Origin of the sequence: Enterococcus sp. DIV0187 (genome assembly GCF_051713785.1) — a bacterium.
Lineage (GTDB): Bacteria > Bacillota > Bacilli > Lactobacillales > Enterococcaceae > Enterococcus_A > Enterococcus_A avium.
In genome coordinates this window covers 2,178,735-2,196,249 of record NZ_JBIOQO010000001.1, presented here as the reverse complement: position 1 = coordinate 2,196,249, position 17,515 = coordinate 2,178,735, and the positions used below count along the sequence as shown (strand labels likewise).

The window sequence follows — 17,515 nt, the reverse complement described above, 5'->3', positions numbered from 1 at the left end:
CAGATCATAAAGAATCAGGAAGAAAAAACTGATTCTTTTTTGCCTATAATTGTAATAGATTCATCAATCTGACGATATCTCAAAAAAATTAGAAATAGAATTTGTTGATAAATAGAGAATAAATCAAAAAGAGACATAGCAAAAAGCTCTATTGAAATTTTTAATGGCTTACAATGAAATGCCTCTTATTTTTTTGTTTAAAACTCAAAAAATAAAAAGAAAATACGAAAAATATTTGAATATTTCGTGAATAATTGCTACCATCTTCTTTGTAAGCGTTTTTAAAAAGAAGGAGATGAATTTATTGAGGAAGTCGAATTTAGTTAAAAGTGCAGTCACATTATTTACAGTCTTAGGTTTCACCTTGCCATCAGGGTTTGCGGCAGCTGAAACAATCAATACAGAAGCAACAAGTACGCAGATTAGTAGTACAAGTAACGAAAATTCTATCAGTGAAGTAAATAGCGAAACCAGCAGTCAGACGACAGGGGCCGATTCGACTGTTGAAGCAACAGTTGAAAGTAGCTCAGAACTAGACAATGAACCAAAAAGTACAGCTACTGTCCCAATTCAATTGCTGGGAATTAATGATTTTCATGGTGCTCTGAGTACGACGGGGAGTTATTATGATGCTACAGGCAATAAAACGTCTAATGCTGGTACCGCTGCATTGTTATCCGGCTACTTTAATCAAGCAGAGACTGCTTTTAAAGCTCAGAATAATACAGGAAAAACGTTACGTGTTCAGGCTGGTGATATGGTCGGAGCAAGTCCAGCAAATTCAGGCTTACTGCAGGATCAGCCGACAATGCGAATTTTAAATCAAATGAAATTTGCTGTTGGTACGTTAGGAAATCATGAATTTGATGAAGGTTTAGGAGAGTTTAATCGAATTTTGACGGGAACTAAACCAGATCCTAGCTCTGGCTTTTTACCGATCGTTAAGGAATACAACGAAGACTATTCTCAAGACGAGTTAAAAGGCGGTTTTGATTTAGTTATAGCGAACGTACACGAAAAAGACGGCTCTATTCCTTATGGCTGGAAACCATATACGATTAAAAACGTCGGTACTGCTGCTGAACCAATTAACATTGGTTTTATTGGAGTAGTGACTACAGAAATTCCTAATCTTGTATTAGCGGAACATCATAAAGATTACACGTTTACTGATCCAGCCGAAGAAATTGTCAAATATTCTAAAGAACTTGTTGATCAAGATGTAAACGCAATTGTTGTCCTTGGTCATACGCCATCGGTGCAAGGATCTGGTGAAACGGTAAGCGGGGAAACTGCTGAGATCATGAATAAAGTCAAACAGACCGATCCAGACAACAGTGTTGATGCCTTCTTTGCGGGACATAATCATGTTTATACAAATGGTGTAGTAGGAAATACACGGATCGTTCAATCGACTTCTCAAGGGAAAGGCTATATTGACTTGCGGGGAGAATACGATCCAGCTACTAAAGATTTTGCTTCGACACCAAAGGCAACGGTCAGCGCTGTTGATCCGACTAAGGGAATTGCGAAGGATGCTGCTATAGAAGAAATCGTAGCGGATGCGGACACGCGTGTTGCACAAGTAACGGAGCAAAAAATCGGCACAGCTGACAAAGCAGAAGATATTTCTCGTACGGTGAATGAGATGGGTGAATCACCAGTCGGCAACCTTGTGACTGATGCACAAGTCTATATGGCGAATAAAAATGGTGTACCGGTCGATTTTGCTATGACGAATAATGGCGGTATTCGTGATGATCTGAAGGTGAAGCCGGATTATTCAATTACTTGGGGAGCGGCTCAGGCAGTTCAGCCTTTTGGAAATATCATGCAGATCGTGGAGATGACCGGTCAGCAAATCGAGAATGTGTTGAATCAGCAGGATGAGAAATACTTCTTACAAGTCTCTGGCTTAAAATATACAGTTGAGAAAAACGATACTTCTTCTGTGGTTAAAGAAATGAAAAAAGCAGATGGAACACCAATCGAAGCAGACAAAACGTATAAGCTAATCATCAATGATTTCTTATACGGCGGCGGGGATGGTTTCTCTGAATTCACGAATGCTAAACTAACAGGTGCATTAGACCCTGACACAGAAACCTTTATTGGCTACATCAAGGACTTAGAAGCAAAAGGCCAAAAGGTATCGGCAGCAATTGAAGGCCGCAAAACATTGGCAACTACTGAACCAACTGATCCCGCAAAAGAAGAAACGGAAAAAATCAAAGCTGAAACAAAATTGAACGACTATCGCGAAGGGGATAAATATCTAACAGGGAAAACAATTCCGAACGGGAAAGTAACGTTCACATCAGTAAAAACGCGTGCACTGGCACAAGGAACTGCGGATAAGGATGGAAACATCAACATTGCTGTTGATCAGTTAGGGCTAAAAGAGGGTCAAGAGTTAGCAGTCACCATTGCAGGAGCTAACGGCGGGGAAGCCAGCTTCACAGTAAAAGTGTTGCCAAAAGCGACTGAACCAACTGATCCCGCAAAAGAAGAAACAGAACGAATCAAAAATGAAACCGAAGTGGATGATCTTTATGAAGGGGATCAATACCTGACTGGTAAAACTATTCCGAATGCGACAGTCGAAGTAGCTGTTGAGGAAACGGCTGCGGCTAACGTCGTTCAACCAGTGGTAGCCCGAGCAGCGACAGCAGCTCCTCAAAAATCAGGTGCGGATGGTGAATTTAAAATTGACGTGCAAGCATTAGGATTACGTGAAGGCGACCAGGTTCACCTGATTATTACCGGCGAAAAAGGCGGTAAGGGAGAGTTTTTAGTCAATGTTTTAGGCGATGCGGCAGCAAAAGAAACGGAGCAAATCAAAAAAATTACCAAATTTGCGAATATTTACGAAGGCGACACAGAGTTGACTGGAAAAACAATCGCAGATGCTACAATTGACGTTTCTGTTGAGAAGAGTGAAAAATTCGCATTAGGTAAATCGAATGAAAAAGGGAATGTTATCCTTGATATCAAAGACTTAGCTTTGAAGAAAGATCAAAAGGTGACGATTACGATCACAGGTCCAAGTGGTGGGAAAGTCGTCTTTGAGAAAACCGTTCTAGGAAAAATTGTGGCCTCCAATGTTAATACGAAAACACCAAGTAGTACAACTTGGATCGATGGTACGCTGCGAAAAGTTTATCCAAAGACAAACGAGGAAAAGCAACCGATCTTTATTGTGTTGGGAATGATTGTCTTAGGTACCAGCGGTCTAATCTACTTTAAACGAAAATAGCTGCAACTATAGCCGAGTCCAATTCTGGATTCGGCTTATTTATTAGAGATTTTTTTAGAGTTATTGTGAAGTGTTTCTCTTTCAGCTATACTCTTTATGATAACGCTTATAATTATTGGGAGGTGAAAATTTTGTTTATTTATCGGCTATGAGTTTGAGTGAAAAATGAACTTAGAGTCTCTAAGTTAGTGAGTAAACAGAATTTCCCTCCGTTCTTTGCTGCGTGATTTTCACGTTTATTTCTGCTGATCGGGCATACAGATAGTGTATGTTTCTTTTTTGTGCGCTCACACACATGTAAAGATTAAAAAAAACGATAAGGAGAACGACGATGAAAAGGTTTAAGATTGGATTAGCGATGTTAGCAGCGGTTCTAGTATTGGGAGCGTGCGGATCAAAGAAGGAAGCGGCGACGGAAAAAGAAGAGAAAAAGGATATTAAAATTGCCTGTAATCAAGTGTCTGAGAACTCGCTTAAGGCGGCGAAAAAATCAATGGAGGCAGAAGGCTACAAGCCTGAGTTTGTGGTGTTTTCAAATAATATTGAAGCGCTGCAGGCGGTTCAGGATGGCAACGTAGATGCGTCTTTCGCACAGCACGAGCCCTTCATGAAATCCTTCAATGAACAAAAGGGCGGTGATCTGGCAATGATGAAGCCGCATGTTTATTATACAGGGATCGGCCTGTATTCAAGTAAATATGACAAGATTGATGAGTTGCCGGATGGTGCGCAAATCGCCATTATGAACGACGCGATGAATCGTGACAATTCTTTACTGATGATGCAGGATGCAGGTTTAATCAAATTGAGTGATGAGAAGAAATCAGGCTATACGGCGTTGGATATTGTTGAGAATCCGAAAGATTTTAAATTCGTAGAAATTGAACAGGCACAAACGGTTCGCAGCTTAGAGGATCTTGATGCAGCGACCTGCTTCTTTACCTTTATGTTTAACTCTGGTGAGGATTACAAGGATTACTTAATTCGCGATCAGCATGCGAAGGATTTTCCGATCAGCTTGATTGTTAAGAAGGAAAATAAAGACACGGATTGGGCGAAGGCAATCAATGATTCCTTTACGACAAAAGAGAGCAAGAAGGGAATCAATGATCATTTTAAGGGAGTGTTTACTTTTTATGAGTAAATTTCAAGAGTTGGATCGGCGGTTGAACTATTTATTAGAGTTGGAGCGTAGGGTTGTAGGGATCAGCTTTTTACGAACACGGGCGGATTTTGACACCTATGAGGCACCAGCGACTAAAAAATTAGTCCCTTATTGTCGGGCAGTCCAACAGGCAACGGAAGGAATCAGTGTGAAACTGTCGATCGATAATTTTGGCTGTCCAGCTTCGGCGGTTGCGTTAGGACTGATCGAAAACGATGATTACAGTGCAAGCGGTCAAAAGCATGCCAACATGGGTGTGTATAAGGATATTGAAGTAAGTAAGGCAATCGCGGATGAGATGGTTTATTGTAAAGAACCTTCTTATGGTGTTGCGGTTGAACCGATTGATTCTTGGAAGAGTGCACCAGACGTTATTTTGATGATTACTACGCCATTTAATGCGATGCGAATCTTACAGGGGAACGCATATTTTAATGGACAGGCGAAAAACATCAAGATGACGGGGATGCAGGCGATTTGTCAGGAAGGTACCTCTTATCCTTATGAAACTGGTTTGATCAATATTTCGATGATGTGCTCGGGGACACGCTATGTGGCACGTTGGAAGGATGAGGAATTATGCGTCGGTATTCCTTACGAGAAATTTGAAAGCATGATCGAAGGACTTGAGGCAACGCTGAATCCAATGGAGCTATTAGAAAAGAAACGCAAGATCATCAAAAAAATCGCGGAGGACGAGGTTCCGGATTTTTATGAGGTTCGCAAACGCGACAATTATTTTAGAGGCGCATATCAGGGCGTGAAACGTTAGGTGTTGAGTAGATGGAAATAGTCATCGATCAGGTTAATAAAAGTTACGGCAAGCAAACAATCCTAGAGGATATTTCGCTGACGATTCCCGCGGGATCAATCATGGGAATTTTAGGAATCAGCGGAGCAGGGAAATCCACGTTGCTGCGCTGTATCAATGGATTGGAGCAAAGCCAATCCGGCAGTATTAGAATCGGTACACAGCTGTTAGAACAACTATCGGAAAAGCAATTGCGGGAGATAAAGAAAAAAATCGGGATGATTTTTCAAGGAAATTCCCTGATTGAACAAAAAACGATTTTTAAAAATGTCGCCCTACCATTGGAATGCAGCGGCTACTCTAAAGAAGCAATCAAAGAACGCGTAGACGAATTGCTGACAGAAGTTGGAATCGCCGATAAAGCGCAAATGAAACCACGGCAATTATCTGGTGGGCAAAAGCAGCGGGCGGCAATCGCTAGAGCCTTGACCATGAATCCTGAGATTCTGTTATGTGATGAGGCAACTTCAGCTCTTGATCCCAATATCACCAATGGCATTTTGGAGCTGTTGCTGAAATTGAATCAGAAGATGGGGCTAACCATCGTCGTTGTGACCCATCAAATGGAGGTTGTGAAGAAAATCTGTGATCGGGTCGCTATTTTACAGCAGGGAAAGATTGTGGAGGAAGATACGGTCCAACAGGTTTTTTTGAATAATTCTGAGATATTGCAAACAATCACGGGAGAGCAGCAGACGCAATTTGGTGTGCAGAAGGCAGACCATCGGTTAGTAAAAATCGTGACACCTTTGAAGGAGGATCTTTTTGCCTTGCTGCGACAAGCGGAAATAAAAACACCGCATTTGTTAAAGGCCACGACAGAACAATTTAAAGCGGAGACCTTGACGACACTGCTGTTATCAGTCCCTGATAACGATGTAGAGAAGCTATTGAGGCTTTCCGCTCAAGGGCATTTCAGCTGTCAGGAGGTGAGGAGCGGTGAGTAATTCGGTTTTGATCACGCAAGTACTGTTGCCTAATTTAATCAGTACACTTATCATGGTGATAGTCTCCTCATTGATTGCGACAATCATCGGCTTTGCTTTAGCGATTGTTTTAGTAATCACAAATAAAAAAGGCTTAGCGCCTAACGCGAAAGTTTATCGCCTGCTGGATTTTATCGTGAACATTATTCGTTCGTTTCCGTTTATTATTTTGATGGTGGCACTGATGCCGTTTACTCGTTCCATCGTAGGAACAACCATCGGTACTTCGGCGGCGATCGTGCCCTTGACCTTTGCGATGACGCCTTATGTGGCACGGCTGTTTGAAAATAATCTATTGGAGATTAATCCGTATACCTTAGATGCGGCAAAATCGATTGGGGCGACTCATATGCAGATTATTTTCAAGGTGATGCTGGTAGAGGCTTTTCCTAGTATGATCTCAAGCGTGACCTTGGCGATCATCTCCGTTTTAGGCTATACCGCGATGGCTGGTACGGTGGGCGCGGGTGGTCTGGGTGCTGTAGCAATTACCTACGGCTATCAAAATTTCGATAATACGATCATGTATAGCACGGTGGTTTTGCTGATTGTTTTTGTGCAGCTTGTTCAATGGATCGGCAATCTGTGCTATAAAAAAGCGAAAAAATGAATCAGTCAGAGTATGAGGAAACTCATGCTCTGATTTTTTTTGTTGTTTTAAATTGAAAAACAGCTATAGCTGAGATAGCTGTCGGTAGTAATATCAGGTATAATGAAAGAACGATATTTTTTAGGAGGAAACATGGAAAAGTCGAATCAGCTCAAATTGAATCTACAATATGTCAGTATGCAGGTTCCTTATTGGATGGGGTATTCGGTATTGGGAACGTTTACTTCGGTGTTCTTGCTGTCACGTGATTTCACGAATGGTCAGATCGGAACAGTTTTGTCGCTGGCCAATCTAGTTGCTACGGTTGTTCAACCATTCTTGGCATCCTTTGCTGATCGAATGACTCGGATTCGTTTGTCTCAATTGGCGGCAGGGATGGCGTTGCTGTTAGTCTTATTTTCCAGTATATTGCTGGTGCTACCTAAAGCGTTCTTAGTCATTGCCTTTATTTACATCCTGCTTTATACCTGTCTGGTACTTTTGCAGCCGCTAACGATTGCCATCGGAACCTTCTTTATCAGTCGCGGCTATGCCTTGAATTTTGGTGTGGCGCGGGGACTTGGCTCTTTGGCTTTTGCGGTAGCAGCGGCAATCACTGGAGTTTTGATCGAACGGTTTTCTGCAACGATTATCCTATTTCTTTTAATCGGAATTTTTCTTTTCTTTGCACTTGTAACATTAACGATTGATACGCGCAAGGATGGCGGGAAATACTCGGAGTCGATCGTGCCCAAGCATCTTCAGGAGACTCATGAGGGAGAACCGATAGGCTTATTGGAATTTGCGAAAAAGTATAAGCGCTTTATGCTGCTGCTAGTCGGGGTGTCCTTGTTATTTGTGTTTCATACGATTACGAACAGCTATATGTATCAAATTATGCAGCCTTTAGGAGGAACAGAAGCCAATGTAGGTTCGTCTCTTTCTATCGCAGCCTTGAGTGAGCTGCCGACAATGTTTTTCTTTTCGTGGCTATTACGGCGTTTCAAGATCCATTCCTTAATGCGTTTTGCGGCCTTCTTCTTTTCGGTGAAGGCGTTGCTGATTCTGTTTGCTGGAAATATTTTTCTGATTAATGCCGGGCAAAGCTTACAGATGGTAGGATTTGCGATGCACACCATGGCATCGGTTTATTATACGAATCAAATTATTCCGCAAAAGGATCTAGTCAAGGGACAAACCTTGATGGCCACAGCGAATTCGATTGGCGGGATTATTGGAGCCTTTGCCGGCGGACAAATTTTAAGTATTTTATCGGTTTCGGCAATGCTTTTGATCGGCACTTTGATTTCCATCACTGGGACATTGATTGTGTGGCTGTCGGTAGAAAAATAAGATTGAGAGAAGCGTCTATTTCCAATGGGGGAATAGGCGTTTTATTTCGTTTTCTTTTTTATTTGCGATAGAGTGAAATACGTAATGATCAACACAATCGGAGGCGGCTTATGAAACGTTATCGTTACTATTTGTTTATTTTTTTGATCGCTGGGCTGTTTGTTGTTCCACAGCTTTGGACGCAGAAAATGATTTTGGGGGCGGATGCCTTGTTCCATTACAATCGTTTTTATGAAACGGCCGAGCAAATCAAAACTGGAAATTTTAGTTATTTCATTTCGCTTTTCGGCTTTCAGCAATCTGGTCGGATCGTCAATGCGGTATATGGACCGCTGTTTTCTTACTTGCAAGGGATGCTTGTCTTACTTGCTGGCAGCTGGTTTCGTTATCAGGTACTTTCGAATTTTTTAGTCTATTTGCTGGCGGGGTGTTCGCTATTTAAATTACTGACCTACGACAAAATCAGGGAAAGCACCGCATTTCTAACCGCAATTATTTTTATGACTACTTATGGCATTAATTATTGGATCTTGAATCAAGGCTTTACCAGCTGGGGTACGAGTCTTTTACCTTTGTGCTTGATCCCGCTGGTGGATCTGAAAAATCATCATTTCCCGATTGTTAAAATAGCTTTGAGTATGGCTGTGATGACCCAGATTCACACCCTGACGGCGATGATGCTGGGATTGATTTATTTTCCATTTTTTATTGACTACGCACGAAAGCAATGGGGCAGAGCACTTCTTGAATTGGGAAAAACGGTGGGCTTGTATGTCTGTTTATCCATCAATGTTTGGATCAGCTTATTTTTGATCAACCGGGGAGATCAATTGAAGATGCCCTTTACCAATCCAGAAATGAGCGAAAAAGCAATCGATCTGGGAGGTGCCTATTGGCTACACTATCCTGGGAATTTGCGGCTATTACTGATTGCAGGCTTACTTCTTAATTTGGTCTATTGGCATAAGACGCGACGCTTTACGAAGCAGCTATTGATTTTTAGCGGCATTTTCTTTATTTTTTCGACAAGTCTAATTCCTTGGGATTGGCTGGTCGCTCATCAGGTTCCGTTGATTTCGTTGATCCAATTTCCTTTTCGATTTTTCGCGCCATTTACGGTCTTGTTTCTCTTTTGTTTAGCCTCCTTGTTTCAGGATTTAGCCGGGAAAAGAATTCTATTTGGTGGATTACTTTTACTAAGTGTAATCAGTATCGGACAAAGTCTGCAGCTGCTTACACATGACTTGAATCAATGGGATAAGCAATCGTTAGCGAGCAAGCATACGTTTGTCCGTGTTTCTGAAGCAGCGGCTCGAAAAAGTTTTTATTCAAAGGATTTGGGAAAAGCATTGAAGGCGGTAGAAAAATCCAGTCCAGATTATTTACCGATTTATCATAATGATACGAAAAATAAATACGTCAGCTATGAAAAGCAGATTCTCGATAATCAGACGAACTTTTCTAAGACAGTTAAAAATGACCAATTAGTGCTTTCTTGGCAAGCCAAAGAAGCGGGAAGGATTCAATTGCCGATCGTCGTTTATCAAAATACTAAATTAAGTAAGAAAACTCGAGAAATCAAACCACTGACGCTGTCTAACATTGGCGTACCTACGATTAAGCAAGTAGCTGGAAGAAACACGGTTTGCGTAAGATATACTCCCCCACGTTATATTGCAGTCGTTTTTGCTCTTTGTGGGCTCAGCTGGTTCGCGACATTTTTATGGTGTCTGTATCATTTTTTTACAAAAACAGGTTAACTTTGGCTTTCTGACAGACGATCAGGTAAAATACAATTTACAATATAAGAGGTGAAGAAAATGACAAATTACAATAATGAAAAAGATCGACGCTTGCGTGGCTCAATGGCCCCTAAAACCGAGGAGGATGTTGCGTTGGCAGGAACGAACTCCAGCGAAACCGAAAATAAACCGGAGTCATTAGCTGGCAGCAATTCTGGTGAAGAAAAGGAGATTGCGCGATCTGGCTCAAATGCTGTAGAGGAAGAAGAGCCTCACACTTCGTTAAAAGATGAAGCCAAAAAAATCATGAAAGAAATCGAAGACAAGCTTGATCCGAAGAAGTAATGAGAAACCATGGATAATTATTTAGAAATTTATGCGCATTGGTATCCACGTAGTTACGGGTTAAGTGATTATCCGATGGAATGTCATGTGACCTATTCAGGAGCAGAACGGAAAGCACTTTTTGAACAATTGACTGAGGCACAACAGGCACTGGTTAACCAACAAAGAAAATATGAGGTTCGCTCGCTGTTTTTACAAAAGCAGTATTTGCAGACCTCCGATTGGGAATTTGTCGCGTTGAATATTGATGATGAGTACGAACGAGGCGTTCACAGCCAATTAAAATGTGCCTGTGGTCGTCCGTTAAAATATCAATTTGTCATTGAGTCAAAAAGTAAACAGCAGGAGATTCGTTTAGGAATTCAGCATTTTAAGGATCATCTAGGGATTTCGCAGCAGGTAGCAGAAGAGATCAAAAAAGGCGTGGCTCATGTGGATCTAGCCTTAGATGAATTGCTTTGGTTGACGGAGAAGAAAATTCCTTTTCCGGAGGATTTGTGGCAACGTTATGTTTTTGCTTTTTATCGCAACAATACGCTGCGCCGTCCGCTTTCTTTGAATCAAAAACTAGCCGAGCGAGTCGTCTGTTTTCGAAAAGCAAATATACCGCTTTTCATAGGCGATTACCTGAGTGTAGTGACAGAGATTAATCAGGTTGATCGTGAAGTTTTTGATCGTCAGGAGAAAAATTTCTTAGCGGACAAAACCGTCTTCGAAGCTTATTTGGCTGATTTTCAGCAGGATATCCAAGCCCCAATCTATTTGGAACGAACCTTTTGGGGGCGTAAGCTGACGGATTTTATTCACTTGGACCGTTATGGTTCTGAAACCTATGAAGAAGCAAAGGCGCGCTATTTCGATGATTTGCTGTCTTTTTTACTGGCATTGAAGGATAAGAGCAAGCTTGACCGAAAGATCCACAGCTTTGAGCTTTTTCATCAAAAGAAATATGGCAACGCGGAATTAATTACATTCCTTATTACAAAATATCAGCAATACCAGTTTACACAAAATTTTTTCTTAGCGATTCCGAAGGTTTATCGGATCGGTATACGCAAAGCAATCAAACGAAAGCAGAAAAAATAAGGAGTTGGTTCGAGATGAACCAACTCCTTATTTGTCTAAATGATTATTGAGCTTGTATTGCAACAGGACTTTTGTTTTCTGGATCAACCTTACATGGATCAGAAAGATAGTTTTTTCGACGAATATAGTTGCCTCATGTAGTGGATTCTTTTTTACGTGATTTCAGAATCGGCTATGTGAGGAAGAAAATAAAGAGCTGCCCGTTTTTCTATCCTATATCCTTACATCTGCCGAATAAAGCCAATCTTCTCCTGAATGGAAGAAATTTCCTCTTCAATTATGTCAAGAAACGCAGTGATTTCTTGCTTTTCCTCTTCTGAGCAAATATCCTTCGTATTGATTTTTTCAAAGTGCTCTTGCATTGTTTTCAGGTTGATGAGACTGCCTGTAACATGCATTTTTTTGTTGATATTTTCAATAGAGTTCAAAATCCTACTCCCTTTCCTGAGTAGCATCCTGCGTGAAACGTGGATCATGGTTTGATATAAGCATAGCCCTGTGCTTGTAATTCTATCAAATCTAAAACGCCTGCAGGAACGACAACAACATTCTCTGGCAGTTGATCCTTTGTTATCTGATTGGCCCGCATCGCATTATTGCAAGCGTGAAAGGTCACGCCTTGGGTCGCAATGAACGTTTGATTTTCAGTCGCAAGATACCCGTTAATCGCACTGCCATTAATTAAAACAATAATATCTATTTTTGGGGGTTCTTTCAACAAGTTTTTAACATTATTAGCAGTTTCAGTCCATTTTTCTAATTCATCTATATGAAAAACAACCTTCATTATTACACCTTATTTCTTAATAATCATATTTATAGCTTGTTCCAGCTTTTGTGCCTGGTCTTCTGGATTTTTGTCTGGATGCTCAAAACAGTTTTTCAGATTTTCAGCCACGATCATGCCCATCACACGATCAATACTAGAACGCACGGCACTTAACTGAGTAATGATATCGATACATTCCTTTTCCTCATCAATCATTTTTTGTATACCGCGAATTTGCCCTTCAGTTCGTTTTAACCGATTGAGGATCTTTTTTTCTTCTAATTCCATCTACTAACACTTCCTTTGTAAAGTCTCTCTGTCTTTAATATACCTAGCTAGGGTATAACTCGTCAAGTAGATCGTTTTTAAAGTATTTTTTTGGAGAAACAGAATGGTTGACAGAAATCATTTTACTATGGTAAAAATACCCTATGAGGTATATTTTGAAATTTAAGGAGAAGAATACATGTTTAATTTATTTCAAAGAAATCCAGCTATTTCAACAAGTGAATTGGCGGAAAAATTAAAGGATTCAATCACTTTGCTAGATGTTCGGACTACGGAGGAATACCGTGGCGGGCATATTGCTAAAGCAGTGAATGTTCCATTGAATAAGATCAATCGTTATCAAGGAAAAGAAAAGCAAGTATATGTGATCTGTCAATCAGGGATGCGGAGTAAGCAAGCTGCCAAGCTGTTAAAACAAAAGGGCTACGAAGCGATAAATGTTCAAGGCGGGATGAATCGCTGGCAAGGTCCAACTAGAGGGGGAAAATAAAATGAAAATTATTATTGTTGGTGGTGTCGCAGGTGGCATGTCCGCGGCTACACGTTTGCGTCGATTGATGGAGGATGCAGAGATTATTGTTTTAGAAAAGGGTCCATTCGTCTCATTTGCCAACTGCGGATTGCCTTATTATGTTTCAGGTGAAATTGCTGATCGCGATGCGTTGCTGGTTCAAACGCCGGAATCGTTAAACGCGCGTTTTAATTTGGATGTACGGCCTTTTCATGAAGTGACTGCTATCTCTTCCGAAAACAAAACCGTGACCATCAAAAATGAAGAAGGAAGTTTTGAAGAGAGTTACGACAAATTAATTCTATCGCCAGGGGCAAAGCCATTGATTCCTGAAATGTCTGGATTAGCAGAGGCGACCAATGTCTACAGCTTACGCAATGTTCCGGATCTGGATCAAATCATGACTGCTTTAGAGGATAAACCAGCAAAAGCAACAGTGATTGGCGCTGGATTTATTGGGCTGGAAATGGCAGAAAATCTGAAGTCCCGAGGGTTAGAGGTTACAGTAATCGAAAGAGCCCCTCATGTGTTGCCGCCGTTAGATGAGGAAATGGCCGCATTTGTTCAAAATGAATTGGTTCGCAACGATATCCGAGTGATAACAGGTGAATCTGCACAAAGCTTCAGTGATCAAGGCAAGAAAATTACCCTGACTAATGGTGAGGAAGTGGCTTCTGATCTAACGATACTTTCTGTTGGGGTTCGACCAGAAAATACCCTAGCCCAACAAGCTGGATTAGCAACCGGCTTAGGCGGCGGGATTGTAGTGGATGAGACTTATCAAACTAGCGCTCCTGATATTTATGCAGTTGGTGATGCGATTGTAGTGAAGCAGCAGGTCAGTGGTGAAGATGCGTTGATCTCATTGGCCTCTCCCGCAAATCGTCAGGGACGACAGGTAGCCGATGTCATTGCCGGATTGGCGCGTACAAATCGTGGAAGTATTGGTACCGCGATCGTTCGTGTATTTGATCTGGCAGCTGCATCGACTGGTCTGAGTGAACGTGTGGTTAAACAATTAGGACTCGATTATCAGGTTGTCCACGTTTCCGGAAAGGATCATGCAGGGTATTATCCTGGAGCAAGCGATGTCACACTGAAATTAGTTTTTGAACCTAAGACAGGGAAAATCTATGGCGCTCAAGGTGTTGGCGCGAAGGGTGTAGATAAGCGCATCGATATCTTAGCAACAGCGATCAAGGGTGGATTGACCATTTTTGATTTGCCTGAATTGGAATTTACTTATGCGCCGCCATTTGGTTCGGCAAAGGACCCGATTAACATGCTAGGCTATGCGGCAATCAATCTGGCAGAAGGAATCAGTGATTCGATTCAATGGTATCAATTAAAGGAAGAACAGAAAAACGGCAGTCAATTATTAGATGTTCGTAATCCTGGTGAATTAGCAAACGGTTGTTTTCCAGGAGCAATCAATCTTCCGTTGAATCAATTAAGGGAACGAATCTCGGAGCTAGATTCAACGAAAAACTATGTCGTCAGCTGCCATAGCGGATTAAGAAGTTATGTGGCGGAACGACTGCTAAAACAAAAGGGCTTTAATGTAAAAAATTTAGATGGTGCATTTGCGCTGTATAAAACAGTCAGACCGGAGGAATTGATTTATGAATAGTTCGATTGGAATGAGTGACTTTTACCATTTGACAAAAGAGAAAAATTTGCGGATCATTGATGTTCGGGAAACCTATGAATATCAAATGGGCCATGTTCCTTACGCAAAAAATCTTCCATTAAGCAGTTTAGGTAATCAAGCAAGTGAGCTTGATAAGGATAAAGAGTACTATTTGATTTGCCAATCAGGGTCACGATCAGATAATGCCTGTAGCTTTTTAAGTAATCAAGGGTATAAGGTTATTAACGTTTTAGGGGGAACAGCTGCTTGGCCTGGAGAATTGCAGCGGTAATTTTCATTTGGTTTTAAAATGATAATGAAGAGAAACACCAGTTTAATTGATAAACTGGTGTTTTTTTTTTTGAAATCTAAATTTATTCATTTTTATATATTGACAAAATGAAAACAAATGATAATATAAAGGTGTAAATAAAAACAAAAAGGAGCAAACAAATGATCGAGTTAGAGAAGTTAGCGAATATGGTGGATCACACGTTGTTAAAGGCTGATGCGACTAAGGAGGGCTTCGAGCAACTTTGTAAAGAAGCAGATGAATACGGATTCAAAATGGTCGCGATTAACTCTTATCCAGTAGCGATGTGTCGGGAGTTTTTGAAGGATAGTAAGGTTCATGTAGGAGCGGCGATTGGCTTTCCATTAGGACAAACAACGATTGAAACAAAGGTTTTTGAAGTACAGGATGCAATCAAAAATGGGGCAGATGAGATTGATTATGTAATCAATATCGGCAAATTGAAGGACGGTGACAGTGAGTATATTCGCCAAGAAATGAAAGCAATTGTGAATGCTTCACGTGAAGGAGGAATTCTCAGCAAAGTCATTTTAGAAAATTGCTATTTAACGGATGCGGAAAAAGTAACGGTTTGTGAAATTGCTAAGGAAGTGAAGCCAGATTTTGTTAAGACGTCAACGGGTTTTGGTACGGGCGGCGCTACCGTAGAAGATGTTGCATTAATGAAAAAAGTTGTCGGTGATGAAGTAAAAGTGAAAGCTGCTGGTGGCATTCGGGATTTGGAAACGGCTTTAAAGATGGTTGAAGCAGGTGCGGAACGCTTGGGAACAAGTTCAGGAATTAAGATCATAGAAGAATACAAAAAAACTAAAAACAGAGGAGTAGAGAAATGACCGAAATCCGCGATGTATTGAAAACAGCTTTTATTAACCTTGATTTGTCAGCGACAGAGAAAAAAGCGGCGATCAGTGAACTAGCGGGCACCTTTGTAGCAGAAGGTGTTGTTACAAATGAGAGCGTTTACTTAGAAGCCGTAATGAAGCGCGAAGCAGAGAGTACAACTGGGATCGGCTTTGGTGTTGCTATTCCACATGGAAAAAGTTCAGCCGTTACTGAACCTTCATTGGCCTTTGGTCGAAGTCAAGCTGGGATTCAATACGATTCAATGGATGGCCAACCGGTTCATCTGATGTTTTTAATTGCTGTACCAGAAACCTCAAATGATGAGCATTTAAGAATTCTTAGTAAGCTTTCCCGAAAACTGATGCATGAGGATGTCCGTCAAAAATTGATGATCGTAGGCAACGTAGAAGAAATCTATCAGATTTTTGAATAGGAAAGGGTGGAAAAAATGAAAATTGTTGGAATCACATCGTGTTCGACGGGAATTGCACATACCTACATGGCGGCGGAAAGCTTAGAGATTGCAGCGAAGAAACGTGATATTGAAATCAAAGTAGAAACCCAAGGATCAATTGGTGCGGAAAATGTTTTGACTGAGCAGGAAATCGCAGAAGCTGATGCGGTCATTATTGCCGCTAGTACATCAGTAAATAAGGATCGGTTTAATGGCAAACGGTTGTTAGAAGTGGATGTGACAGAAGCCATCGATCATCCGGATGATTTATTCGATCGTGTTCCGAATGCGGCAATCTATACTACTTCTGGTGAGGTCAAAACGGAGGCAAAAGCAGAAAAAAGCGGAATCTACAGTCATTTGATGACCGGTGTGTCCTACATGATCCCCTTTGTTGTGGCAGGTGGTATCTGTATTGCTTTAGCCTTTGCTTTTGGTGGAATCAATGCCAAAGGAGACTTGGCTGCAGCAATCAATGAACTAGGCGGCATCGCTATGGGCTTAATGTGGCCGATCTTAGGCGGATATGTTGCCTTTTCTATCGCGGATCGACCAGGGTTGGTTCCCGGGATGGTTGCTGGGATGATCGCTTCGAATATGAATGCAGGTTTTCTAGGGGCATTATTAGGCGGCTTCTTGGCTGGCTATACGGTGCAATTATTGAAGAAAGTGTTGAAATTGCCACCAGCCTTTTCTGGACTATTACCAGTTCTGATTCTTCCAGTGATCTCCGTATTATTTGTTGGACTTATTATGAAATTTGTCGTAGGGATTCCAATTACCGCATTGAATGAAGGAATTACCAATTGGCTAAACAGCTTGTCAGGAATGAACTCGGTGTTATTGGGTCTACTGCTTGGAGGCATGATGGCAATCGATTTGGCGGGTCCAATCGGAAAGGCTGCGTACTTCTTTGGAGTGGCATCATTAACCAATCTGGCAGTCGGAGAAACAAGTACAGTCATGGCAGCCGTCATGATTTCTGGAATGGTACCACCGTTAGCGATGGCTCTTTCATCAACTGTTTTAGGAAAAGGTTTATATAGTAAGGAAGAACGTGAAGCTGGAAAATCTGCTTGGGTCTTAGGTCTATCCTTCATCTCTGAGGGGGCGATTCCATTCGCTGCGGCAGATCCGATTCGGGTATTGGCTTCAGTAACTGTCGGCTCAGCAATCACAGGAGCTTTATCGATGATTTTCAACTGCGGGATCGCGGTTCCTCATGGCGGCTTTTTCGTCTTCCTGATTCCAGGAGCAGTCGAGAATGTCTTGCTATATGTTTTAGCACCAGCGATTGGAACAGCTATCAGCGGATTTTTAGTAACAGCAGTAAAAGTAATGGCGCAGAAAAAGCAAGCGGCTAAGGAGTAATGA

General features: G+C 41.4%; 18 protein-coding genes. 15 read left to right on the top strand and 3 right to left on the bottom strand.

Features of this window, described 5'->3' with window-relative positions; genetic code table 11:
• Positions 1-304 precede the first annotated feature (304 nt).
• From IGI52_RS10765 to IGI52_RS10725, 9 genes are all read left to right on the top strand, one after another.
• A complete protein-coding gene (locus tag IGI52_RS10765) occupies positions 305-3,256 on the top strand; it encodes a 5'-nucleotidase C-terminal domain-containing protein (protein ID WP_438781251.1) in 2,952 nt (983 codons plus the stop codon).
• Between the two features lie 331 nt (positions 3,257-3,587).
• The gene (locus IGI52_RS10760; protein ID WP_438781250.1) at positions 3,588-4,400 is read left to right on the top strand and encodes a MetQ/NlpA family ABC transporter substrate-binding protein; all 813 of its coding nucleotides are present in this window, start codon (positions 3,588-3,590) and stop codon (positions 4,398-4,400) included.
• Entirely contained in the window at positions 4,393-5,193 is an 801-nt protein-coding gene (locus IGI52_RS10755) for a DUF169 domain-containing protein (RefSeq protein ID WP_225844213.1), read from the top strand. The genes IGI52_RS10760 and IGI52_RS10755 overlap by 8 nt, the downstream gene beginning before the upstream one ends.
• Before the next feature lie 11 nt (positions 5,194-5,204).
• Positions 5,205-6,179 carry a methionine ABC transporter ATP-binding protein gene (locus tag IGI52_RS10750; protein WP_049218758.1) on the top strand — a complete coding sequence of 325 codons (975 nt, stop codon included), beginning with the start codon at positions 5,205-5,207 and terminating at the stop codon, positions 6,177-6,179.
• The gene (locus IGI52_RS10745; RefSeq protein WP_049218756.1) at positions 6,172-6,828 is read left to right on the top strand and encodes a methionine ABC transporter permease; all 657 of its coding nucleotides are present in this window, start codon (positions 6,172-6,174) and stop codon (positions 6,826-6,828) included. Before IGI52_RS10750 ends, IGI52_RS10745 begins: the two co-directional genes overlap by 8 nt.
• Positions 6,829-6,960: 132 nt before the next feature.
• Complete coding sequence (locus IGI52_RS10740; protein WP_049218754.1) at positions 6,961-8,160, top strand: MFS transporter; 1,200 nt, start codon at positions 6,961-6,963, stop codon at positions 8,158-8,160.
• 110 nt (positions 8,161-8,270) lie between these two features.
• The gene (locus IGI52_RS10735; protein ID WP_438781248.1) at positions 8,271-9,920 is read left to right on the top strand and encodes a hypothetical protein; all 1,650 of its coding nucleotides are present in this window, start codon (positions 8,271-8,273) and stop codon (positions 9,918-9,920) included.
• A 60-nt stretch (positions 9,921-9,980) separates the two neighbouring features.
• Positions 9,981-10,247, top strand: a complete 267-nt coding sequence (locus IGI52_RS10730) for a hypothetical protein (RefSeq protein ID WP_016179771.1) — start codon at positions 9,981-9,983, stop codon at positions 10,245-10,247.
• 9 nt (positions 10,248-10,256) lie between these two features.
• Positions 10,257-11,333: a hypothetical protein gene (locus tag IGI52_RS10725; protein WP_438781247.1), complete on the top strand. Its 1,077-nt coding sequence runs from the start codon at positions 10,257-10,259 to the stop codon at positions 11,331-11,333.
• Between the two features lie 221 nt (positions 11,334-11,554).
• Here IGI52_RS10725 and IGI52_RS10720 read toward each other — a convergent pair whose 3' ends face one another.
• The 3 genes from IGI52_RS10720 to IGI52_RS10710 are packed head-to-tail and all read right to left on the bottom strand — an operon-like array spanning position 11,555 to position 12,390.
• Positions 11,555-11,761: a hypothetical protein gene (locus IGI52_RS10720; protein WP_227131653.1), complete on the bottom strand. Its 207-nt coding sequence runs from the start codon at positions 11,759-11,761 to the stop codon at positions 11,555-11,557.
• 44 nt (positions 11,762-11,805) lie between these two features.
• Entirely contained in the window at positions 11,806-12,120 is a 315-nt protein-coding gene (locus IGI52_RS10715; RefSeq protein ID WP_102871759.1) for a DsrE family protein, read from the bottom strand.
• A gap of 9 nt (positions 12,121-12,129) precedes the next feature.
• Positions 12,130-12,390: a metal-sensitive transcriptional regulator gene (locus IGI52_RS10710; protein WP_016179775.1), complete on the bottom strand. Its 261-nt coding sequence runs from the start codon at positions 12,388-12,390 to the stop codon at positions 12,130-12,132.
• Between the two features lie 178 nt (positions 12,391-12,568).
• On the opposite strand from IGI52_RS10710, the gene IGI52_RS10705 reads away from it, so the two are divergent.
• From IGI52_RS10705 to IGI52_RS10680, 6 genes are all read left to right on the top strand, one after another.
• Positions 12,569-12,880 carry a rhodanese-like domain-containing protein gene (locus IGI52_RS10705; protein ID WP_438781246.1) on the top strand — a complete coding sequence of 104 codons (312 nt, stop codon included), beginning with the start codon at positions 12,569-12,571 and terminating at the stop codon, positions 12,878-12,880.
• Between the two features lies 1 nt (position 12,881).
• Positions 12,882-14,531 carry an FAD-dependent oxidoreductase gene (locus tag IGI52_RS10700; RefSeq protein ID WP_438781245.1) on the top strand — a complete coding sequence of 550 codons (1,650 nt, stop codon included), beginning with the start codon at positions 12,882-12,884 and terminating at the stop codon, positions 14,529-14,531.
• Entirely contained in the window at positions 14,524-14,823 is a 300-nt protein-coding gene (locus IGI52_RS10695) for a rhodanese-like domain-containing protein (protein ID WP_016179778.1), read from the top strand. The genes IGI52_RS10700 and IGI52_RS10695 overlap by 8 nt, the downstream gene beginning before the upstream one ends.
• A 161-nt stretch (positions 14,824-14,984) precedes the next feature.
• Positions 14,985-15,677 (top strand): deoxyribose-phosphate aldolase, encoded by a 693-nt coding sequence (gene deoC, locus IGI52_RS10690; protein ID WP_048719135.1) that lies wholly within the window; start codon positions 14,985-14,987, stop codon positions 15,675-15,677.
• Positions 15,674-16,120: a PTS sugar transporter subunit IIA gene (locus IGI52_RS10685; RefSeq protein ID WP_016179780.1), complete on the top strand. Its 447-nt coding sequence runs from the start codon at positions 15,674-15,676 to the stop codon at positions 16,118-16,120. Before deoC ends, IGI52_RS10685 begins: the two co-directional genes overlap by 4 nt.
• Before the next feature lie 15 nt (positions 16,121-16,135).
• Positions 16,136-17,512, top strand: coding sequence for a PTS fructose transporter subunit IIC (locus tag IGI52_RS10680; protein ID WP_438781243.1), 1,377 nt, complete (start codon positions 16,136-16,138; stop codon positions 17,510-17,512).
• The last annotated feature ends 3 nt before the right edge of the window (positions 17,513-17,515 follow it).

What these genes read in the sequence shown, in the direction of transcription:
- IGI52_RS10760 (WP_438781250.1), top strand. Translation starts at nt 3,588, where the DNA reads ATGAAAAGGTTTAAGATTGGATTAGCGATGTTAGCAGCGGTTCTAGTA.
- IGI52_RS10755 (WP_225844213.1), top strand. Translation starts at nt 4,393, where the DNA reads ATGAGTAAATTTCAAGAGTTGGATCGGCGGTTGAACTATTTATTAGAG.
- IGI52_RS10750 (WP_049218758.1), top strand. Translation starts at nt 5,205, where the DNA reads ATGGAAATAGTCATCGATCAGGTTAATAAAAGTTACGGCAAGCAAACA.
- IGI52_RS10740 (WP_049218754.1), top strand. Translation starts at nt 6,961, where the DNA reads ATGGAAAAGTCGAATCAGCTCAAATTGAATCTACAATATGTCAGTATG.
- IGI52_RS10735 (WP_438781248.1), top strand. Translation starts at nt 8,271, where the DNA reads ATGAAACGTTATCGTTACTATTTGTTTATTTTTTTGATCGCTGGGCTG.
- IGI52_RS10730 (WP_016179771.1), top strand. Translation starts at nt 9,981, where the DNA reads ATGACAAATTACAATAATGAAAAAGATCGACGCTTGCGTGGCTCAATG.
- IGI52_RS10725 (WP_438781247.1), top strand. Translation starts at nt 10,257, where the DNA reads ATGGATAATTATTTAGAAATTTATGCGCATTGGTATCCACGTAGTTAC.
- IGI52_RS10715 (WP_102871759.1), bottom strand. Translation starts at nt 12,120, where the DNA reads ATGAAGGTTGTTTTTCATATAGATGAATTAGAAAAATGGACTGAAACT.
- IGI52_RS10710 (WP_016179775.1), bottom strand. Translation starts at nt 12,390, where the DNA reads ATGGAATTAGAAGAAAAAAAGATCCTCAATCGGTTAAAACGAACTGAA.
- IGI52_RS10705 (WP_438781246.1), top strand. Translation starts at nt 12,569, where the DNA reads ATGTTTAATTTATTTCAAAGAAATCCAGCTATTTCAACAAGTGAATTG.
- IGI52_RS10700 (WP_438781245.1), top strand. Translation starts at nt 12,882, where the DNA reads ATGAAAATTATTATTGTTGGTGGTGTCGCAGGTGGCATGTCCGCGGCT.
- IGI52_RS10695 (WP_016179778.1), top strand. Translation starts at nt 14,524, where the DNA reads ATGAATAGTTCGATTGGAATGAGTGACTTTTACCATTTGACAAAAGAG.
- deoC (WP_048719135.1), top strand. Translation starts at nt 14,985, where the DNA reads ATGATCGAGTTAGAGAAGTTAGCGAATATGGTGGATCACACGTTGTTA.
- IGI52_RS10685 (WP_016179780.1), top strand. Translation starts at nt 15,674, where the DNA reads ATGACCGAAATCCGCGATGTATTGAAAACAGCTTTTATTAACCTTGAT.
- IGI52_RS10680 (WP_438781243.1), top strand. Translation starts at nt 16,136, where the DNA reads ATGAAAATTGTTGGAATCACATCGTGTTCGACGGGAATTGCACATACC.